Genomic DNA, 20706 nt, shown 5'->3' with positions numbered 1-20706 from the left:
CTCAGAAAGCGAAGCAGGAGCAGCCGAAGGCGCCCCAGAAGCCTTGGTAGTCACTGATAGGTACGGATGACCGGCGCACCCTGTCATGGCTGTGCGCATGCACCGCGCAAGGGCCTGAGCATTGATGCACCTGAGTCAGCAGCGGTGAAGCGGGACGCCAGTGGCCGGGTACCTTGGCAACCGGTGACCAGTCCGGCATGACCGGAAGGCTCGGGGGCGACAGCTGGTCGAACTCCGCGGCACCATAGACCACTTTGCCGTCGACTATGGTCAGCACTGATTCGATCCACTTGATCGCCTCCTCCTCGACACTGAAGAAGTCCGCCGACAGGGCCGTGAGATCGGCCAGTTGCCCGACCTTGATCTGGCCCTTCTTGCCTTGCTCTGACGAGAACCAGGCACTGCCATGGGTAAAGAGCTGCAGGGCGGTGTCACGGGACAGCCCGTTGGGGTAAAGCTCCAGCCCTCCAACGGTTCGGCCGCTGACGAGCCAATAAAGCGAGGTCCAGGGGTTGTAGCTGGAGACGCGGGTCGCATCAGTCCCCGCACCAACGGGTACGCCTTCGGCCAGCATGCGTTGAATCGGCGGGGTCTGCTCGGCGGCCTTGCTGCCGTAACGGTCGACGAAATACTCACCTTGGAAGGCCATGCGGTCCTGAATGGCAATGCCACCGCCCAGGGCGCGTACCCGCTCGATATTCTTCGGGCTGATGGTTTCAGCGTGATCGAAGAACCATGGCAGGCCATTGAACGGAATGTCGCGATCGACCCGCTCGAACACATCGAGCATTCGTGAAATGGATTCGTCGTAGGTCGCGTGCAGCCGGAACGGCCAGCGCTGCTCCACCAAGTGCCGAACCACCGGTTCCAGGTCTTGCTCCATGCCCGGTGGCAGGTCCGGACGCGGTTCCAGGAAGTCTTCAAAATCCGCCGCCGAGAACACCAGCATTTCACCGGCACCGTTGTGCCGGAAGAAGTTATCGCCATCGCCAGGCTTGACCATGCCGCTCCAGTTCTTGAAGTCAGTCAGCTCTTCCTTGGGTTTCTGGGTGAACAGGTTGTAGGCGATGCGCACGCTCAACTGGTTGTGCTTGGCCAGCTCGCGGACCACTTCATAGTCGTCCGGATAGTTCTGGAAGCCACCACCGGCATCGATGGCACTGGTCACGCCAAGGCGGTTGAGTTCGCGCATAAACTGGCGTGTCGAGTTGACCTGGTATTCCAGCGGCAGCGTTGGCCCCTTGGCCAGGGTCGAGTAGAGAATCATCGCGTTGGGTTTTGCCACCAGCATGCCGGTGGGCTCACCATTGCTGTCGCGGACAATCTCTCCGCCCGGCGGATTCGGCGTGTCGCGGGTATAGCCGACAACGCGCAGTGCCGCCCGATTCAGGAGGGCGCGGTCATAAAGGTGCAGGACGAATACCGGCGTATCTGGTGCGGCCTTGTTCAATTCGTCCAGGGTAGGCAGGCGGCGCTCGGCGAACTGGAATTCATTCCAGCCACCCACCACCCGCACCCATTGCGGAGCAGGTGTGCGATCGGCCTGATCCTTGAGCATCCGTAACGCATCGGCGAGAGATGGAACACCTTCCCAGCGCAGTTCCAGGTTGTAGTTCAGACCCCCACGAATCAGGTGCAGGTGCGAGTCATTGAGACCTGGGATCACCGTGCGCTTTTGCAGATCTATAACCTGTGTCGTATCTGCGCGGACCGCCATGACCTCTACGTCGCTGCCCACGGCAATGAATTTTCCGTCCTTAATGGCCACAGCTGTTGCTTGCGGCTTTTCACGATCCACGGTGTGCAGACGGCCGTTGTAAAGGATCAAATCGGCTTTCATGGAGCCTCCCGGAGAGTTGGCGAAAGAGGTGCCGGCGGAGCCGGCAAAAGGCAGGGCAGACCAGAGTGCTCCCGCTGCTCCGAGAACTGAGCTGGTAGCGAGAAACTGGCGACGGCTTTTGTCTGACGGATCTTCACTCATGATCATTCCTCGCGGCGTTGTGGGTTGAGCCAGGCCGCTAACCAACGGGTCATCATTGGCATGAACAAATAAACCACCAGCAGCACGATACTCAGCGTGACCAGCACCGCACTGACGGGATGACTGCCTAGCCAGGTAATGCGTTTGAAGAGGGGCTGCCACAGTTGGGGCACTATCAAACTGAGCGGCATAATGACCAGGAAGGTCACACAGGCCTGCTTCCAGCGCGGCGGAGGCTGATGTTCTGAGGCAGGTACGAACCAGAATTCACGGGCGCTCGACACTTCGATCTGATCGCCGCCGGCGAGCAAAGGCTTTACCTCGGCGACCAACTCCTGGCGATCACTCGAATCCAGCCAGCCCTGCAAGTGCAGCTTGCAGGAAAAGTGCAACACGCAGGTGAACAGCGGCAGTCCATCACTGTGGCTGCGGAATACATCAATACCCATATGCCCGGCATAACGGCTTGCCGTATCGATGATGCGCCGCAGCCACGCTTCGTATTGCTGCTCATGTCCGGCCTTAACCCTGTGCCTGACAACTAGCGTGGCCGCCTCATTGACGGTATCTGCGTCCATGATGGACTCCTGTAGTGGATGAGCGCCTTGTGGCACTTCGTATGAAGGGGCTCACATCCCGAAGGTTTATTGCAGGTGGTCTTTGAGCGCGGTGCCTGCCTGGAGCATGGCTGCGCGTAAGGCAGGCGCCTGGCTGACCACGTTACGGGGGTTATGTTGGCGCAGGACTCGGAGCGCAAATTGTATGAATGTGTGGTTTTGGGACGGCACTGCTGCTGTGTGAGCGAGGGTTTAGCAGGGGGGCTAATGGCAGTACTCCGTAGAGCAAAAAAACGGCGTATACCCATGGTGTACCCGCTACCGGAGTCCATTGATTTGCAGTCGGGTCGACCTGATGGATCGACCCGGCAGCGGTCAGATATTCGCCGCGACAGGCTCCAGCGTCGGTCCGTGTGTGACGCGTTCTGGCGCCTTGTGCACCATGGTGTAGGCGTAGTCGACGCCCATTCCATATGCGCCAGAATGCTCTTTGACCAATGTCATAACGGCGTCGTAGGTGTCGCGGTTCTTCCAGTCACGCTGCCACTCCAGCAGCACTTGCTGCCAGGTAACCGGGACAACGCCAGCCTGAATCATGCGTTGCATGGAGTAATCATGCGCCGCTTGGCTGGTGCCACCCGAGGCGTCGGCCACCATATAAATTTCATAGCCGGCATCATGCATCGCTGACAGCGCGAAGGTTGTATTGCAGACTTCGGTCCACAAGCCAGAGACGATCACTTTGTTACGGCCATTTTTTTTCAGCGCATCGCGTACTTTCTGGTCGTCCCAGGAGTTCATCGAGGTACGCTCAAGGATCGGTGCTTCAGGGAAAACAGCCAGCAATTCCGGATAGGTATGGCCCGAAAAGCTTTCTGTTTCGACCGTGGTGATGGTGGTTGGAATCGAGAAAATCTTCGCGGCCTTGGCCAGGCCCACGGTGTTGTTCTTCAATGTCTGCCGATCAATGCTTTGTACACCAAATGCCATTTGCGGCTGTTGATCGATGAAAATCACTTGGCAATTGCTGGGTGTCAGCACTTCGAGTTTTGGATTGGTCATTTCAATCACCTGATATGTGTTCGCGCGTGAATGCTGTGATCGCCATGGCTTAAGCACAGGGCTGCAACCATGGCGACGTCTTAGAGAGAGGCCAGTTTTGAGTAGGCCCTCAGTCCCTCAATCCTTCTGAAAGGCATCGTTACTATCTCCAGAGTGGCCGCCTGAAAATTGGACAGGTATACGGTTCTGGAACATTTATGCGGTCAATGGATTGCTTGAGGCTGAGATGGTCAGCATTCACGTGCGCCGGCAACTATTGATCTATGCCCGCCAACCATTGGTCCAGCAAGAGGGCCCCGGCTTTCTCGAGATCGTTTGCATAGCGCTTTGCATCGCGACGCAAGGCAACGGGGTCGATGCCTGACGAGGCCAGCTCACTCGCATGCCCCAGTAACCAGTGCTCGAATCGTGCACCACGGACTTCGGGATGAAACTGCAGACCGAGTACGTTTGGCCCGCGGGAGAAAGCCTGACTGCGACAGAGCGGGGTGGACGCAAGCAGGCTACAGCCTTCCGGTAGGTCGAAGGTGTCGCCATGCCAGTGCAGAACGGGCACGTTGCGCAGCGCGGCGAGGGGCTGACGTTCAAGGGCGGGCGTCAGGTCAAGGGCCGTCCAGCCGATCTCCTTGGCCGGCCCAGGATAGACGCGCGCACCGAGAGCTGCCGCCATCAACTGCGCGCCCAGGCAGATACCGAGCGTCGGTCGGTCAGCCGCCAGGCGTGCTCGCAATAGCTCTAGCTCGTGGGTGAGGAGCGGATAACTGGCGTGATCGTAGACGCCAATCGGGCCGCCAAGGACCACCAGAAGGTCTGCATCAAGCGGGTCGAGCAGCCCGAGATCGCGCTCCGCCGCTTCGACGTATTCGATGGCGTAACCGGCTTTGCGCAGGGGCGCCTCAAAGCTGCCAAGATCTTCGAAACCGACATGGCGGATGGCTTGCAAGGTGCGCAGGGTCATGATGAGCATTCCGAAAGAGCGGAGGACCGCGCGGCCCTGGCCATGAGAATGTGTTCGAGGTCCTTCAGCGCGGCCGCTGCGGTGGCGATCGGCTCCACACCGCAGCCGATCGCCAGCGTCTCGCCCATTGCGTCGCTGCTGATACGGATCGCCTTGTTCTTTGCGCTTACGTGGGCGAACGGGTCGGACAGTGGATAGGTCTTGATACCGACGCTGGCGCGGATCGCACCGTCTTCGCGGGTGAGGCTGCCGATCAGCTTGGGAACGAGCCCCTTCGCGCGCCAGGCCTCGATGCGCTCTACCGTGACCGACTGAATGCCTTCGACCACAAGGTCGTCCATCGTCAGATCAGCATCAAGACCGAAGTTGGCGAGCAGCAGGAGCTTGCAGGCGGTATCCCAGCCTTGCGTGTCGTTGCGCGGGTCAGCTTCGGCGAAGCCTCCCGCCTGCGCTTCACGCAATGCCGCATCGAAGCCGAGGCCCTGCGTGCTCATGGCGTCAAGCAGGTAGTTGGTGGTGGCGTTGAGGATGCCCTCGATGGCGAGCACCTTGCAGCCGGCCAGGCTATGGTCGAGCAGGTCGAGTGTCGGAAGGGCGGCCGCCGCCGCACCACTGAGTTTGAGCATCGCCCCCGAGGCCTGCGCGAGTTCGCGCAATTGTCGCCCGCTGTGGACCAGGGCGCCCTTCGATATCACGATGCAGTCCTTACCGGCCGACAGCGCCGTACGAAGGTAGGCAAGCCCCGGCTCGCCGCTGCGAAAATCGCTCGGCCCGGCCTCGATAAGAACGTCTGCGCCGCTCGCCATCACGAAATCCGGTCCTGACAGACCAGCCTGCAGCGCATCCAACTGGTTCGCTTGCAGGCCGTTCGCATCAGCCAGGCCTGCACGTGATCCGCACACCGCGACCAGACGAACGTCCACGCCGTAAACCTGGCGATAGCGCTCGCGCCGGGACAGAAGCAGGTCGGCTGTGGCGCGTCCGACGCCGCCGAATCCGGCGATTGCAACCTTGAGTATTTGCATGAGTTCGCTCCTTTGGCGTCTACCTGGCAAACAGATTGTTGACGGCGCTGGCTTCATCGGGCGCGAGGTGGGCCACGATCTGGTGACCATAAAAATTGAAGTCGATCCATTCAGACGAACTGCGACCCTCGGTGCAACCAAGCAAAGTGCCGTAAAAGTCACGGGCGGCTGCCAGGTCATTAACCGGAAACGCCAGATGGAAGGGGCATAGCGCAGTCATTTAGGTATCCCTCATTGGTGAGTGGGATCATCGTATCCAGCGACAGGATTCATAAAAAACTATATGTTTTGATCACGAGCAAAACAAAAAATTATCAATCCTCATGATCACTGAACTTCGTACCCTGATCGCAGGCTAGTGGTCAGAAATCGAAGGGGCGAATCTCGTTTTTTATTCAACGCTTTTGCAACGCCTCCAACCGTGCCGGCAAATCCTCCTCGGGAAAGCGCTCATACAACGCCAGCAACTTCTCATCAGCAGCCTTGCTCTCACCCGCCTGACGCAAGCGCAGGATTTCCAGCAGTTCTTGCTCCAGCAACGGCAGTGCAACGGGCGCGCTTTTACTCATTCTCGCCGCGGGTCTATCCGCAAAGGCCTGGTCAGTGTTTGCCTGGGCTCGGGCCCTTTCGCCCTGGGGCGCCATCCGGGCTGTCGGCGCGGGAGCAGGCATGGCGGGCGGCGGTGCAGCGGCGACGGCGGACTCCTGCCGATTGGCGGAAAACTCCATCGAGGCGGGTGAGGACAGCTCGTCGTGGGGCACTGGCGAACGCACCACCAGGCCGATCATCAGCGCCACACCGGCGACCGTGGCGAATGCCACCTGCCAGCGTGGCCGTTGGCAGGCTTGCAGCCAACGCGTCCATAAGCTCGGCGTAGGCGTCGGGGCTTCACGACGGGCGGCGGCCAGGATGAAGGCGTCCAGGGACGCGGGCGGTTCGCCGCTGGCGTGTTGGCGAAAATGCTCGATGAGCCTTTCGTCGTCGGAATCCGGGGTCTGTTTGGAATCAATCATGCGGGTACCTCCTCGGCCAGCAGTCGATGCAATTTCTGCTGGGCGTAACGCAAGCGGCTTTTTACCGTTTCCAGCGGGGCGCCGGTCAGGGCGGCAATTTGCGGTAATTCCAGGTCACCGTGCAGACGCAGCAGGAAGACTTCCCGCTGGTCCTCCGGCAACGCTTGTAACGCGGCGTCCAGGCGGGCCTGATCGCGACTCAGGCTCAACTGTTGTTCGGGACCGGCGGTGTCGTCGGGCTGAACGTGGAGCTGTTCATCGTAACTGTCGTGCAGCGGGTTGTGGACACCGTGTTTGCGCCAGTGATCGATCAAGCGGTTGCGGGCAATCTGGAACAACCAGGTACGAAAACTCGCCCGCCCTTGTGGCTGGGTGCTGCTGCGGATCAGGCTAAGCCAGGTGTCCTGGAAGACTTCCTCGGCCAGCTCGGTTTTGTTGCTCAAGGACACCAGAAAACGGTATAGCCCCTGTCGATGGCGGGCGTACAGGGCTTCGAAGCAAGCCCCGTCGCCATTGCGATAACGGGCCAGCAGCGATTCGTCGCTGGGGCAATCATGGGGCGCGGGCATGTCGGTGACAAACTCCTTTGCGGTCAACACCGTTCTGGCAGGCGACAAGAGAATACTGTGGGAGCGAGCCTGCTCGCGATGGCGTCGGATCAGTCAATGATGATGGAGATTGATCCACCGCTATCGCGAGCAGGCTCGCTCCCACATTTGATCCTCGTTGTGGTCAGGATCAGCGTTCAAGGCTCTGCGCGAGCTCCACCAATTGCACAAACTCCGAGCGCAGTCCAAACGGATCATCACCTCGGGCGGAGCGGGCCAATTGCGCGGTGTCCTGCAAACTCATCGTTCCAGTGTAGCGGCCATCCCCCTTGAGCTGTTGGGCGAAAGCGGCCACAGCGGCCGAGAAGCGCAGGTCATCGCTGGCCTTGTCATTTTTTTGCGTGCTGGCGACAGGGTGCTCGATCAATCGGCTGCTCCCACCTTCAGCGGGCTTGTAGCGCACGCGCAGCATCGCCAGCTCCCCTGCCTTGCCGTCCAGCGTGGGCGTGCTCGCATAACGCAACGGTTCCAACCAGCCCTGCTCGCCCTTCGGAACAATTTCATACAACGCGGTCACCGTGTGCCCGGCGCCGATTTCGCCCGCATCCACCTTGTCGTTGTTGAAATCTTCACGCTTGAGCGCACGGTTCTCATAACCCAACAGGCGATACTCACTGATCTGGGCGGGGTTGAACTCCACCTGCAATTTCACATCCCGCGCCACCACTGCCAGGGTTGAGCTGAGCTGGTCCACCAATACCTTGCGCGCTTCAAGCAGGTTGTCGATGTAAGCATAGTTGCCGTCACCGGCGTCGGCCAGTTGCTCCATCAGGTGTTCATTGTAGTTATCCACACCGAAGCCCAGCGTGGTCAGGGATACACCGCTTTTACGCCGGTCCACCGCCATCTGCTTGAGGCTGTCGAAATCGCTGATGCCGACGTTGAAGTCGCCATCGGTGGCCAGCAGGATGCGGTTGATACCTTTGTCGATAAAGCTCTCCCGAGCCATTTGATAGGCCAGTTCGATACCCGACGCACCTGCGGTGGAACCACCGGCGTCCAACTGATCGATGGCGTTGCGTATCTTGACCTTGTCGCGGCCCGAGGTCGGCTTAAGCACTACCCGGGATTCGCCGGCATACACCACCAGAGAGACCCGGTCCTGCTCGCGCAATTGATCCACCAGCAGTTTCAGGGTGCTCTTGACCAGCGGCAGGCCTTCGCGCCGGGCCATGGAACCGGAAACGTCCACCAGAAATACCAGGTTGGCCGGCGCCAGGTCCGCCACGGCTCGATCACTCGCCTTGATGCCAATGCGCAGCAAGCGGGTATGAGGGTTCCATGGCGACGGGGCCACTTCAGTGGTCACGCCGAAGGGAGAACCGTCGGTGGGCAAGGCATAGTCGTAAGGGAAATAGTTGACCATTTCCTCCAGTCGCACGGCGCCTTCGGGCGGCAGGCGACCTTGATTGAGCAAACGTCGCACATTGGCATAGCTGCCGGTGTCGACATCGACGCTGAAGGTCGAGACCGGCGTTTCGGCAACGCTATGGATGGGGTTGTCCGGCAGTTTTTCATACTGCTCGCGGGGCTCGGCGCGGTAATCCCCCGCGATAGCATCGCTGCGCACCCTTGGCGAAGGCATCGAAGCCGGGGCGGCCATGCGCTTGGCCAGAGGCTCGTGCACGTAAGCGATTTCGCTTTGCCGCACTGGGCCGGGGGACGCAGACGCCGGTTCGGCCGGCTTGGTAACCTCCCGGGGCGAAGACAACTCACAACCGGCCAATGCCACCAGCAAGGTCACGGCGAAGCCCTGAGCAGCAGGACGTAGAAATGAAGGAGGACGGGACATGGGCTGAACCTCGTGAATGAATGATCCGTTCACAAGGTCAGACGCGAGGCACTCGTGGTTCGGGTTAACGACCACGAGATTTTTTTATGCGTGAGTCAGCAACCGGCGACAGTCATGACTAGCGGGACGGAATGGCCCGCAGGTCGTCGGCAATAAAGCCGCTCAAGTGGCCGGTGTAAAAGCCTTCGACATCAGAGTTACCTCTGTTGGTCAGAGCGCCCACCATGCTTCTCATGTTCTGAAATTGCCCGACCGCACCGCCCGGCATCAGCCCCTGACGGGCCTGGGCAAAGTGCAAAACCTCGGTGCCGGCCTTCTTCACTTTGACCTCATAGCTGAAATCAACACTGGCGAGGAACGTGCCATCGGCGACGATCTTGCTCATGAAGCCACCTTGGGTGTCTTGAATACGTCGTGCGTAGACGCTGTTGACGTCCAGCAGATAGTCGGCGGTTTCCTTGCTGGAGGCATAACGATTGTCCTCAAGCAGGCGGCCGATCAGGTCGGTGTGCAATTGCTCACGGACTTTTTCGTCCGGCAAAAAGCGTTCGTTTTTACCTACGACTTCAACATCGAAGGTGTCGATCCAATAGGTGGCGGTTGTGGGGATCGTTACCGGCGTCGGGGAAACGTAGTAATCGGGTTTGGAGGCGCAGCCCGCCATAAGGCAGAGGGCCAGGAATATGGCAAAAACTCGCATATCTGAATTCGTCCCTGAAAGGTAGTGGCATAATGACGGCAGCATTCTACGGAGTTTGGACGGGTTCTCAAGTTGTTTGGCGGCAGCAGGTGCTGGATAACGTTGAGCCACGATGGTCGCCACACCGCCATCCTGTGGCGCGCAAGCGTGCTCCCTTGCCATGCATTGCAGTTGCAGTGATTGAAAAATCGATCATCGCTCGCAACCGATTCACCACCAGGAAGACTCAGCATTCATGGCGTCACGCAGCTGCGCCGCAGTAATGCGGCGCTGCCTCGGATCAAACGCCAGCGCCAAGCGCAAAGCCGTCCAGCAACGCCTGGGCAAATGGCGCGGCGCCTTGAGTTCGCGCTCCATGCGGGCGTCTCGCGCTTGGGTTGAAGGTAAACGGCGGAACGGATGTTTGCCGCTCGCCAGCTCATACAGTAAGCAAGCCACCCCATAGGCATCGCCCCCCTCTGACAACGGTGCGCCGTCAAGCAACTCAGGGGCGGCGTAGCTCGGGGTCCAGGCGTTGAGGCGATCTCGACTCAGGTTTGGCAGGCTCTTCAAAGGCCCTTCTTGCGCCAGGCCCAAACCGAAATCGAACAAACGCACACCCTCCTCGCTGAGCATAACGTTGCTTGGCTTCATGTCCCCGTGCAGCACGCCCCGGCTGTGGGCATACGCCAAGGCGTCGAGCAGAGGCGCGGCGATGGCTTGCAGTTCATGCCAGGGCAAACCCAGCGGCCGCTCGCAAAGCAGTTTGTCCAAGGTCAAGCCACGCATCAGCTCCATGGTGATAAAAGCCCGCCGATGGTCAGCGTCCACTTCGAAGGTGTATGGACGCAACACGTTCGGGTGATGCAATCGCCTGCTCAGGGCGAACTCGCTGTAGAGCAGCGCGCTCGCGTCAGGTGAGCCATCGAATTGCTCACTGAGCATTTTCAACGCAATGTACGGATCCGGATCACCGTACTGTTCGTGTAGCAGGTCCCGTACGCGATATACGACCCCCATGCCGCCTGCTCCGAGCAGGCGTTCCAGGTGATAGCGACCTGCGAGTATTTGTGGCATTTCGCTGACACAACGCTCGCGCAATGTCGTCGAATGCAGAGCGCTGGAGAAGGCGAAATATGTGTGGTGACTACCCTCTTCCTTCACTGGCGAATCACCACAGCCGTCAAGTTGTCCTTCGCAGTGCCACACAGTGCTTGCTCGAAAAGACACTCCAGGGCAGTGCGAGGTGAAGCAAGGCTCAACGCTTCTCCCAAGGCCTGTGCGCTTAGATCCTGATACAAGCCGTCACTGCACAACAAAAACGTATCGTGCGGATGAACCTCCAACTCCAGCACCTCCAGGCTCAGCTCTTGCGCAGCGCCGACGGCGCGGGTTAACGCCTTCGCTGCCGGGTGGGCACGGGCCTCATGAATATCCAAGTGTTGCTTGTCAATCAGTTGCTGTTGCAGTGAATGGTCCCTGGATAACTGATAGAGCCTTCGGTCGCGCCACAGGTAACATCGGCTATCGCCCGCCCATATACACGCTCCACGGTTGCCTTCCAGCAACAACGCCACCACGGTGCTGCCCATGATTGCGCAATGACGTCCGGTGACAGTCAGTTCCTGGTTCAATCGTCGATTGCTCCAGCGCAGACATTGGCGCACCGCTTTCGATCGCTTGTCGAGGTCTCGGTGCAGCGGCAACTCCGCCAGATTGGCAACAATCAGTTGGCTGGCGATATCACCGCCCGCATGACCACCCATACCGTCGGCGACCACCCATAGCCCCTGTCGTGGGGATTCGAGAAAGGCATCCTCGTTCCTTGCCCGAACCTTGCCAGGGGCAGTGCGCGCGGCACTACGCCAACGGTCCGCGGCCTGCATCAAAGCTGCACCGGCATTCGAAAAGTGCGTAGCACGCTCATGTCGAACGGGTTGGGTGTGCGTTGGCTCGTTAACAGATAATTGGCTCGCAAGCCGCCCAGGTCTGCCTTGAGTACGCGCACGTCGCGTCCGGTCAGGTATTCGGTCTGCATCAGGTCGAACAAACGAAAAAGCGACCATGGCCCCATATTCTTCTCGATACCCACCCCTCGCCCGACCATTTTGTCCAGCACCAGGGCGGTTCGACCATCTTGAGCATCGCTTGGCCAGGTGAAGGTCACAGGCAAAATCGGCCCGTGACGATACTCCAGCGTCTTGTCGCCAAAACGGAATTCGGAACGGCTCACCGCCGGATCCAGCGTGTACGGTTCAAGCTTGAACTGCACCTGCGGCTCGGCCGGGTTTTCGGCAAAAAAACTCCGGCGGATGGTGTTCGCCGCAGCCATCTGGTCAAGATAAGCCCTGGACACCGGCAAACTTTGGCCGTCGATGCTGCGCAGGCGGTAGAGGCCCGGATGACCGCTGACAAAGGGTCGCATGTAGCTCTCGAAGAATCGATCGACAACGCCCTGATCCTTGAAGAACTCCCGGAAGTCGTTGATCGCCACGTCACTGGCACTGTGAGCGCTGAACGGATATCGCTTATTGATTGCCTTGCCGTAAAAGCTGTAAAGCTCGCTCTGGTAGCGCAGGTTCAGGTAACGGTAGGAATCATTGAGCACCAAGCGCCAGCTGTCTTCGGCCAGAACCTGAAACCACTCGCTGATCGGACGTGGCAAACGAGCCGAGGCGCTGCGCAGGTTACTCAGTGCATCACGCTGGCCGCCCATGCGTCTCTTGGCCAATTCGAACGCGGCCTGCTCCGGCGCACCGGCACGGACAAGGTTCGCCAGTTGTAATTGCACCTCGTCCAGGGCCTGCAAGACCTGGGTCAGGTCGTGCAGCGGACTTTCATCAAGATCCAACAGACGGTGCAGTGGCTCGAAACGCCGTCGCAAGGATTTCTGCGCGGTGTCCGGCAAATTGTCGGCCAAGGCACCGGCCGTTTTCTCGGTAATGGCAACGATATGTGCAATGGTATTGCCACCGTTCCCGACCGTTTGTTGCTCATCATCGATACGCTCTGCAACGCTCAGGATTTGCGTGTGCTCACGCACTTGCACCAGCATTCGCAGGATTGGCGAGTGGGCAGACGTCAATCCCGCCAGTTGCTCGGCGCCCTCCCCCATATCGCTGATCGAATGCAGGGCAACCTGGCCGACCGCTTCGCTCCACTGGTCGGCATAGTCGCTAAAATACAGTTGCTCCAGTTCGATCATCAGTCGCCGCATGTCCATGCCGCTAAGGCTAGCGCCCTCACCCAATACCCAGTTGTCTCGCAGCAGTTCTATAACCAGCGTCGTGCCCTGAACTGAAAAGTATCGCTCGTACCCCTGGCGTGTGTAGAAACCGGGGATCACATGATCGGTGCCTACCAGCAACGCGCCCTGCGGCCCCATATGTTGACTGAGACGGTATTGCGGCAGGTGACTGGCCTTCTCTCGGAGCATTCGGTAAACGACGCTCGCCAGGGATTCTCGGCGCAAGGCCTCCCGGGCACTGGCCACCAGCGGCTCATCAAGCAGATAGGTGAACGGCTGGTCAAGCAGACGCTGGAAGTGAGCATTCAAGCCATTCTGCGCTGCCGTATTACCGGCGTAACGCAGCGACCAATCGCTGGCAAGCCGATCCTTGAGCCAAGCAGTGTCGCGACGCTCCTGCAGGTTGAGCATCAAGTACGCGCGCAAGCTATTGAGCAAATGTTCACGATTATTCAAATTGCCACGGATATGCGCCTCAAGCATCTGCGCGACCCGAGGAAGCAGGTGTGCCTGTAGTTCACGCTCGTAAGCGCCGACTACCGTTGGGTTACTCGCTTGGCCCTGATACAGACCGACACGCTCATACAACGGTACCTCCCCGCCATGCGGGAAAACCCGAGTGGCTTCGTAACGGATATCAAGAGACTTGAGCATCGAGTCATCACCGGCCACCAGGGCCGAGCGCTGTTGATCCCAACGCTGCGCCAACGTACGCAAGCTCTCCAGACGCTCATGGTTGGCCGAAAACCCATTTGCCCACAACAACCCGAACACACCAAGGACCGCCAGCGCTCCCAGGTACAAAGCACGCTGGCCCCAGTGGATACGTCTGCGTTCGCGCTGATCGAGACCGGCCAGGTCGGCCTCCGGAAAAATGACCCTGCTAAGCAAATGACGGATAAATCGCGATCGCCCTCCAGACGCGACACCCGCACTGCGAAAGCTGGCGTTGACTGGGACTGCCGAATCCATGCTAAAGGCTGGCGAGCACGCGCAGGTCAGGTAGAACCCGCGTAACCGGCAGTTATCGGTGGTGAAGGCCAAGTCGACCAGCAGACGCAAGCGGGTCCCGATCAGTCCCAGTTGATGAGGGAAATCAAGGATCTGACTACGGCGCCGGGTGTCGCGCTCCTGATGCATGCGCATGAGCACCTGACCGTTAAGGCGATGCAGCAACGCCTCGAATTCGGCTTGCAATACCGCCATATCGTTACCGCGCTGGTCCTGGTTGAAACTCGCACCCAGCACCTGGTCACTTTCCTCGCGAGTCAGCGAATCAAAGAACTCGTTGAAGCCAGGCACGCTGTCCGCTTTGCTAAGGACCAGGTAAATCGGCACATTAATGTGCAGCCGACTTCGCACCTCGTGCAAGCGGCCACGAATCTGACAAGCCAGGGTGGCGACCTCATCCTCACGCGCCTGCAGCAAGACGTCGCTCGGCACAACCATCAGCAAGCCATTCAAGGGGCGACCGCGACGACGCTTGCGTAGCAACTCCAGCAAAGCGGCCCAAGCGCTGCCGTCGACATCACTATCCTCCTGGCTCAAGTAGCGCCCGGGCGTGTCTATCAGCACGGCACCCTCGGCAAAGTACCAGTCGCAACTCCGGATAGCCGAGGTGTCAGCCATCGGCTTTTGCTCATGCCTGTTGATGGGGAACTCCAGACCTGAACAGTCCAGCAGGCTAGTCTTGCCGCTAGCGGGCGACCCCATCAGCAAATACCACGGCAGTTCGTTTCGCCAGGGTCCGCCACGACCGGGATAGAGACTTGAGGCTTTCAGCGTTCTTAAAGCCTGCGCGAAGCGCGAGCGCAGTTCACGTCGCTCCTCGTCAATCCTGGTCTGACGCCGAATAGAATCCCGCTCGCTGGCGACTTCCTTGGTGTTCATGGTCGCGCCGGCTCGCCCATTGACGAAAACCATGCCCAGCCCCCAACCCAGCAGCAAGATACTGATCGACAGCAGCCGTGCCGTCGGGGTCGACCAGAACTTGTAGTCATTGACCGCCAGTAGCGGCCCGACGAGCCACACCAGCAACCCCGCACAAAATACCAGCAGCAACGTCCAGACCCAGGTCCGACGCACACAAGCACCGGCTTTTCGGAAAAACAATTTCATGACACGTCCCTGTTTACGGCTACGGCTGAGCGGTGACCGGCTCTAGCGATTGATAAGGTTGCAGTACGCTTTCGCGATGCTCGTCCAGTACCCAGGCGAAGCTCCAATACATCACGCCAAGACATACCAGGGTGAAGACCGCCACTGTCCAGGCCGGGACAATGCGCACCGGCGTGCGAGGCCCACCATCGAATCCTTCCCAGTGGGGTGACAGTTCGCGAGGGGTATCGCCTCGGGCCTGGCGGATCATTCGGTAAAGCGCATCACGGATACCTTCCAGCTCAAGGACTCCCCGGGCCTGAACCCGATACTTGCCTTCGAAACCCAAGGACAGGCACAGGTACAGCAACTCGAGCATCGGCAGATGCTTGATGGGGTTTTTCGACAGGCGATCCAGCAACAGAAAGACTTTTTCTCCACCGAATGTTTCGTTATGAAAGGTACTGAGCAGACTTATTTGCGACCAACTGCTTCCATGGCCCCACGACGTGGTGACTACCGCCTCATCAATCACTGTGCACAGCACGTAACGGGCGGCGATCAACTGGCTGCTTTCAACGCCATCTTGCAAGGCGCGGGCTTCGAACTCTTCCAGGCCCCAGGTCAGTTCCCGCTTGAGCGTTTGCAGATCTTCCCGATCACGGCCGTGCTTGAGCCGTACCACTTGCGACAACAACCCGGACGCCGCCGCCACCAGTGGATTGAGGCTGACATTGAATGTCCTGGACGGTGGCAGGTGAGCGGCGTAGATCATTCGATCTTGCAAATGTTCAATACGCGGCGGAGGGGTAGCGTCGGTCAATGGCCCAGAACCAGGCCGTTGGCCATGATGATCGAGCAGAACCGTTGTTTCGTCCTGAGGATTTTCCTTATCCATTTGGTTCAGTTCCTGATGGCCCAGAAGTTCAATTCAAGCTCGGCGAAGTCCCCGGAAACATGAAAGGCGAAACCTGCGGAGCGCTTCAGTTGAGCCAGGTCTTCGGAATTGGGCTCGAGGATGAAATAGGTTTTGTTGGCATGGAACGCAATCTGCCGCGGCGCCACGGGCAAAGGCCGGATCTTGATGCCAGGCAGATGCAGGTTTACCAATTGGCGAATGCGTTCCACCGGACCGACCTTGAGGTGCGAAGGCAAGCGATGCCGCAACGCTTCACCATCGCAGTGGGCACTTGCCGCCAGTACGAACGAAGCCGAGTCCAGCAACGAGAGATCCGGTATCGGCGCGACGAGGATTCCGTACTGACGCACCTGCAATTGCAGCTCGATAGCATGCTGCTCAAGCACCATCGACAGCATCTGGCGGATCGCTTGCATCAGGCTTCGAAAGCAGGCGCCTTGGTTGTTGTGCTGGTAGCGGTTGTTGAGCGGCGGGCGCTTGCTATCACTGGAGAATGTCGCCAGGTCACCCAGCAAGGCCAATAGCGTGCGGTATAGCGTTTCGGGATGCGCCTGGTCCAGTTCCAGATAATGACGCAGCAACAGTTCGGTACGGTTGATCAGTTGCAGCATCATGAAATCGCCAACTTGTGCGCCACCCGCCTTGCCGTGGGTACGAATCCGCTCGGCAAGGCTGTCGCCCCGGTGGGCAAGCATGCCAATGACTTCCTTGAGGCATGACAGTAGATAACTGGATGATCGCGCCTGGATAAAAGTTGGCACGAAGTCCAGGTTGAGTTTGATCACTCCATCGGACGTCGTGTCGAGTACTTCACAGAGCTTGAGCTTCACAAACGCCGGATCGCTTTGCTGCTCGCCCAACAGCAGGCGCAAGTCCGCTCGGCCACAACTGACCAGGCTCGCGCTAGCCTCTCCGGCGTTTGAGTCGGTGACCCGCGACTCATAAGTCGTAAAGCGGGCCAGCACGTCAGACTGCTCCGGGCGGCGAGCCTCGATGTGATTGCCCGTCACCAGTGGCAGGGCCAGGTAGATCGACGTGTTGCGGGTATTGGATGGCACCTCCAAAACCAATGGATCGGCGTTGCCACCCAACTCGAACAGGCTGCCGTCCGGCAGGACCCCCGAAGCCTGACTGACCACCAACTGGCCCATGCCAAGAAACTGAGAATCTATTTCCAGTGCCAGAAAACCCCAGGCATAACTGGCCAACAAACGGGTGCGGACCTTCAACTGGTGATCGAAGTAGCGGTCGTTATGCTGCAAATGTTGCGGACGCAGCAGCATGCCTTCCTGCCAGATGACTTTATCGTGATTCATCGGTCATCTACCTTGGCCGTTTTTTCAAGGGAGTTGGCGATTCCTTCCTGATCGAGAGTCAGGTTCACCTCGGTCAACTGCGCCGCGGCGACTGGCAGTGTGTAGCGCCAGCGAGTTTGTGGAAGATCGCGGTACGCTGCCAGCACGCCGACATAACGACCACCCCCCACAATACCAAGCCTGAGTTCGATGGTTTCACCCGGGCGCAGCTCCAGCTCTTCGCTGGAAACCAGATCGGGCGATAGGGTTTCCCTGGCGCGTTCATACAGACTGAAGAAATCCGCGCTCTCAAAAGCCACCGGATGCTTGAGTTCAAACAACCGCACCACCACTGGCGATGGCCGGCCATTGAGGTCCGGGTTGAGTTGATCAGTGGCCGTCAACCTGAGGTTGAGCTTGGTTATCGTCGAAAAGGGTGACAAGGAGGCGCAACCGACCAACAGCACCGTTGTGACGAGCATCGTAAAAGCCCGGAGAAAAAGCATCGTGCAGCGAGACATGTACATCATCCGTGGTGATCGTTATGCAGAGTGGAAATTAAACGAACCTGCTCGTCATAGGCTTGGGCGAAGTCACGAGCCAGCAGGCGCTCGGTCCAGTCATCGTCCTGGCACAGCGACTGGTGATAACGGCCATAAGCCCTCCAGTAACGGCCCGATGTGTTCACCAGCGGCTTGTCGCCCAACTGCAGACGAAGGATCAATTGCCGGGGCGAAAAATGTTCCAGCGTTGCACGCAAGGTCGCGCGGCTGGCGCTGAGCAAGGCCACTTGATGGGCCTGCAGATCGCGAAATGCTCGAGCAATGGCCTGTTCGGCAGACAACTGGCCAGGCTTGTCCGACCACAACAGCATCTGCAGCGCATGATGGCCATCGTCGGCAACCTTCAACGGGTTCTTCTGCTCGGCCTGGGCGAGGGTGTGGGTCAGACGCAGTTCGTTTTTCAGCTCCGAACGGGTCCGCAGGCTCTCCTGCAACCCCTGGACGCTTTGCCTGAGCAGCAAAGCAGCGTTGATTGCCAAGGCTTCGCGGGCCTCGTCGCCCAGGCCACTGAGGTCCATGCCCAGCGCGATACCGAAGCGCTCCCAGAAGCCGTCGTGTGAGGGGCCGGCCGCGTCGGACGGTGGGGCCGTGACCGGCTCAGGCTTGGTCGAGGCTTCAACCAGTTCCGGCAGCAGCAGGCTTTCCATGTCGATGCGAGCGTAGTCCGAACGCCCGGGGCTGTCCGAGGAGACCGCAACGGGGTTTATCAGATTATCGATCTCGGAAAATACCTGCTCTCGTTGATCCAAGGTCTTCAGCGGGTCTAGATCCAAAAACATGTCGTCAGGGATCAGGCTGCCGGCCGGCACTACATGACCGGCTTCAGCACTGCTGCTCGCTGGGCTGGCTATCAACCGTGCCCGAATTTCGAAATCGCCCATGACGTAGACTCCGCCGTCCTTGATACGTACCCGCTCGCCCTTGGGCAGCCGTGTACCACTTTCACTGTCGATCACGCCGTTGCCACTGATATCTGTGAGGAAAAAAGCGCGCTCACGGAAGCTAATCTGCGCATGACGCTTGGACAGGAGTCGCAGGCGGTCGGCAATAATCCAGTCACAGCCCTCGCCCCGCCCAATCACGCCGCCGGCCGGCCCGAAAGTCTTCTGGCACGACTGCCCTGCGACGAACTGCCTGGCGTTCAACACTTCAAAAACAAGTTCCATCGATGAAGCTCCTTGCGGTCACTTACCGCGATTGACCGCTTGCGGATCACCCAGCGGGCGATAACCGCCGTCATTGAATTTGTAATTGCCGCTACAGCCGCCGAGGCCAAGTAACACCAACAGGGTCAGCAGGACGATTGGCCGGGAATAGACAGACATGGAAAAGTCTCCAGAAATGAAAGGAGCGGGTGGGCATCGGTAGGAATGGGCGAGAACGAGGTCAATCATCGAAATCTTTCCGACATATCTTCAAACGCCCGAGGCGATAAAGCAGTGTGCGCAGCGGCAAGCCGAGCTCACGGGCGGAAAGCGTCTGGTTACCGGCGTTTTTTCGAAGGCAATCGATCAGCAACTTACGTTCGACCTGCCTCATCCGTTCGCGCAGATTTGAATGACCTTGTTCTGCCGCCGTTTCGATGTGCAGCGCAAAATGCTCGACCAATATTTCCCCGCCCTCGCACAACAACACGGCTCTTTCCACCACAGCCTTTAACTCACGTACATTGCCGGGATAACCGTAGGCAGCCAGATGGCGCAGCGCAGCGCCGGACCAGCGCACGGGTTCTCGTCGCAGGAACACGCATGCCTTGTCGGCAAAATGCCGCGCCAGCTCAAGGATGTCGCCGTCGCGATGACGCAACGCCGGCAACTGGATCGGAAACTGAGCGAGGCGGTAGTACAGGTCCTCGCGGAACTTGCCCTCCTCCATCAACTGTTTCAGGTTGCGATGAGTGGCGGCGATGATGCGCACATCGACTGTGTGGGTGTCGTTGGACCCCAGCGGACGGATTTCACCTTCCTGCAACACCCGCAACAGCTTGGCCTGAAGAGACAATGGCATGTCGCCAATTTCATCGAGCAGCAGAGTGCCTCCGTTGGCCGAATCGAACAGCCCCGGGCGGTCCCGATCTGCACCGGTGAAGGCACCCTTGCGATAGCCGAACAGCTCACTTTCCAGCAAATGTTCGGGAACCGCCGCGCAGTTCTGCACGATAAACGCCTTGGAACAGCGAACACCCCGATCGTGGATCGCCCGAGCCACCACCTCCTTGCCAGTGCCTGTCTCACCACACAGCAGGACGGTGTAAGGGCTGTCCAGGACCTTGCTGATCAATGACCAGGTTTGGCGCATCGCCGCGCTCTTGCCGATCAGACTGGAGCCGTTGGCGCTCGGCACGCTTGTGGCGACTGGTCGAGGGTTGCCGGATGGGCTGGGAAGGAGCTTCAACTGATGTATCCGGCCGAGCGCGAACACACCAAGATGCCCCAGTGACTCCGCGAACCCCTGCAAGTCGATGTGTTGACCACTGGCACACAGCAACAGACCTTCAACGGTTTCCTGCGGGTTGACGAGGGGAACGCAGAGCAGCGACTGCCACGGCGCTGCCCGCACCGGCAGAAAACTGGTTTCGTACAGGCTGTCGCTCAACGCACCAAGGCACACCACGCGGTTCTGACACAGGGCGAATTGCAACAGTTGTTCACCGCGGTAATTGGAAGGGACACTGGTCCGATCACGAACCTGCAATTGGCCTTCCAGGCATTCAGTGTGCACTTCCAGACGAGTATGGGTGGCATCGAGCACGTATAGCTGCGTCAGTTCACAGCCACTGAGGCTCGCCACGCCCAGGATGAAATCCCCCAGCAATGCAGGGCCATCCACCGCCCGCGACAAGTGGGTAAATTGCGCCAGCAGGGCTTCAGCGTAAGCCAGCGGTTGCGCAATCTGATTGAACATCGCGCC

General features: G+C 59.2%; 18 protein-coding genes and 1 pseudogene. All 19 read right to left on the bottom strand.

What is annotated here, in order from left to right:
• Nucleotide 1: 1 nt before the first annotated feature.
• The 19 genes and pseudogenes from PSH57_RS00945 to PSH57_RS00855 all read right to left on the bottom strand — a co-directional run bounded on the left by PSH57_RS00945 (nt 2) and on the right by PSH57_RS00855 (nt 20700).
• Complete coding sequence (locus PSH57_RS00945) at nt 2-1840, bottom strand: amidohydrolase (protein ID WP_305387284.1); 1839 nt, start codon at nt 1838-1840, stop codon at nt 2-4.
• Between the two features lie 143 nt (nt 1841-1983).
• Complete coding sequence (locus PSH57_RS00940) at nt 1984-2559, bottom strand: putative antibiotic biosynthesis monooxygenase (protein WP_305387283.1); 576 nt, start codon at nt 2557-2559, stop codon at nt 1984-1986.
• 354 nt (nt 2560-2913) lie between these two features.
• Nucleotides 2914-3600, bottom strand: coding sequence for a hydrolase (locus PSH57_RS00935; RefSeq protein WP_305390251.1), 687 nt, complete (start codon nt 3598-3600; stop codon nt 2914-2916).
• A gap of 253 nt (nt 3601-3853) precedes the next feature.
• On the bottom strand, nt 3854-4558 hold the full coding sequence (locus PSH57_RS00930) for a glutamine amidotransferase (protein ID WP_305387281.1): 705 nt from the start codon (nt 4556-4558) through the stop codon (nt 3854-3856).
• Complete coding sequence (locus PSH57_RS00925) at nt 4555-5583, bottom strand: homoserine dehydrogenase (protein WP_305387279.1); 1029 nt, start codon at nt 5581-5583, stop codon at nt 4555-4557. Before PSH57_RS00925 ends, PSH57_RS00930 begins: the two co-directional genes overlap by 4 nt.
• Nucleotides 5584-5629: 46 nt before the next feature.
• Nucleotides 5630-5803 (bottom strand): annotated as a pseudogene (locus PSH57_RS00920) (VOC family protein); the annotation flags it as partial.
• Between the two features lie 175 nt (nt 5804-5978).
• Nucleotides 5979-6596 (bottom strand): hypothetical protein, encoded by a 618-nt coding sequence (locus PSH57_RS00915; protein ID WP_305387278.1) that lies wholly within the window; start codon nt 6594-6596, stop codon nt 5979-5981.
• Nucleotides 6593-7165: an RNA polymerase sigma factor gene (locus PSH57_RS00910; RefSeq protein ID WP_256233066.1), complete on the bottom strand. Its 573-nt coding sequence runs from the start codon at nt 7163-7165 to the stop codon at nt 6593-6595. The genes PSH57_RS00915 and PSH57_RS00910 overlap by 4 nt, the downstream gene beginning before the upstream one ends.
• A gap of 169 nt (nt 7166-7334) precedes the next feature.
• Nucleotides 7335-8996, bottom strand: coding sequence for a vWA domain-containing protein (locus PSH57_RS00905; protein ID WP_305387277.1), 1662 nt, complete (start codon nt 8994-8996; stop codon nt 7335-7337).
• A 118-nt stretch (nt 8997-9114) separates the two neighbouring features.
• On the bottom strand, nt 9115-9696 hold the full coding sequence (locus PSH57_RS00900) for a hypothetical protein (RefSeq protein ID WP_305390249.1): 582 nt from the start codon (nt 9694-9696) through the stop codon (nt 9115-9117).
• Between the two features lie 210 nt (nt 9697-9906).
• Entirely contained in the window at nt 9907-10791 is an 885-nt protein-coding gene (locus tag PSH57_RS00895; RefSeq protein WP_340368600.1) for a serine/threonine-protein kinase, read from the bottom strand.
• 44 nt (nt 10792-10835) lie between these two features.
• Nucleotides 10836-11561 (bottom strand): PP2C family protein-serine/threonine phosphatase, encoded by a 726-nt coding sequence (locus PSH57_RS00890; RefSeq protein ID WP_305387274.1) that lies wholly within the window; start codon nt 11559-11561, stop codon nt 10836-10838.
• Nucleotides 11561-15040: a type VI secretion system membrane subunit TssM gene (tssM, locus tag PSH57_RS00885; protein WP_305387273.1), complete on the bottom strand. Its 3480-nt coding sequence runs from the start codon at nt 15038-15040 to the stop codon at nt 11561-11563. Before tssM ends, PSH57_RS00890 begins: the two co-directional genes overlap by 1 nt.
• A 19-nt stretch (nt 15041-15059) precedes the next feature.
• The gene (icmH, locus tag PSH57_RS00880) at nt 15060-15917 is read right to left on the bottom strand and encodes a type IVB secretion system protein IcmH/DotU (protein ID WP_305387272.1); all 858 of its coding nucleotides are present in this window, start codon (nt 15915-15917) and stop codon (nt 15060-15062) included.
• Between the two features lie 5 nt (nt 15918-15922).
• Nucleotides 15923-17254, bottom strand: coding sequence for a type VI secretion system baseplate subunit TssK (tssK, locus tag PSH57_RS00875; RefSeq protein WP_305387271.1), 1332 nt, complete (start codon nt 17252-17254; stop codon nt 15923-15925).
• A complete protein-coding gene (gene tssJ, locus PSH57_RS00870) occupies nt 17251-17754 on the bottom strand; it encodes a type VI secretion system lipoprotein TssJ (protein WP_305387269.1) in 504 nt (167 codons plus the stop codon). Before tssJ ends, tssK begins: the two co-directional genes overlap by 4 nt.
• Before the next feature lie 5 nt (nt 17755-17759).
• Nucleotides 17760-18962, bottom strand: coding sequence for a type VI secretion system-associated FHA domain protein TagH (gene tagH, locus PSH57_RS00865; RefSeq protein ID WP_305387267.1), 1203 nt, complete (start codon nt 18960-18962; stop codon nt 17760-17762).
• Between the two features lie 18 nt (nt 18963-18980).
• Nucleotides 18981-19121 carry a type VI secretion protein gene (locus PSH57_RS00860; protein WP_305387265.1) on the bottom strand — a complete coding sequence of 47 codons (141 nt, stop codon included), beginning with the start codon at nt 19119-19121 and terminating at the stop codon, nt 18981-18983.
• A gap of 61 nt (nt 19122-19182) precedes the next feature.
• The gene (locus tag PSH57_RS00855) at nt 19183-20700 is read right to left on the bottom strand and encodes a sigma-54 interaction domain-containing protein (RefSeq protein WP_305387263.1); all 1518 of its coding nucleotides are present in this window, start codon (nt 20698-20700) and stop codon (nt 19183-19185) included.
• Nucleotides 20701-20706 lie beyond the last annotated feature (6 nt).

Origin of the sequence: Pseudomonas hefeiensis (genome assembly GCF_030687835.1) — a bacterium.
In the GTDB taxonomy this organism is placed as follows: Bacteria; Pseudomonadota; Gammaproteobacteria; order Pseudomonadales; family Pseudomonadaceae; genus Aquipseudomonas; species Aquipseudomonas hefeiensis.
Note: the sequence above shows the minus strand (reverse complement) of the source record. Positions and strands in the feature narration are given on the sequence as shown.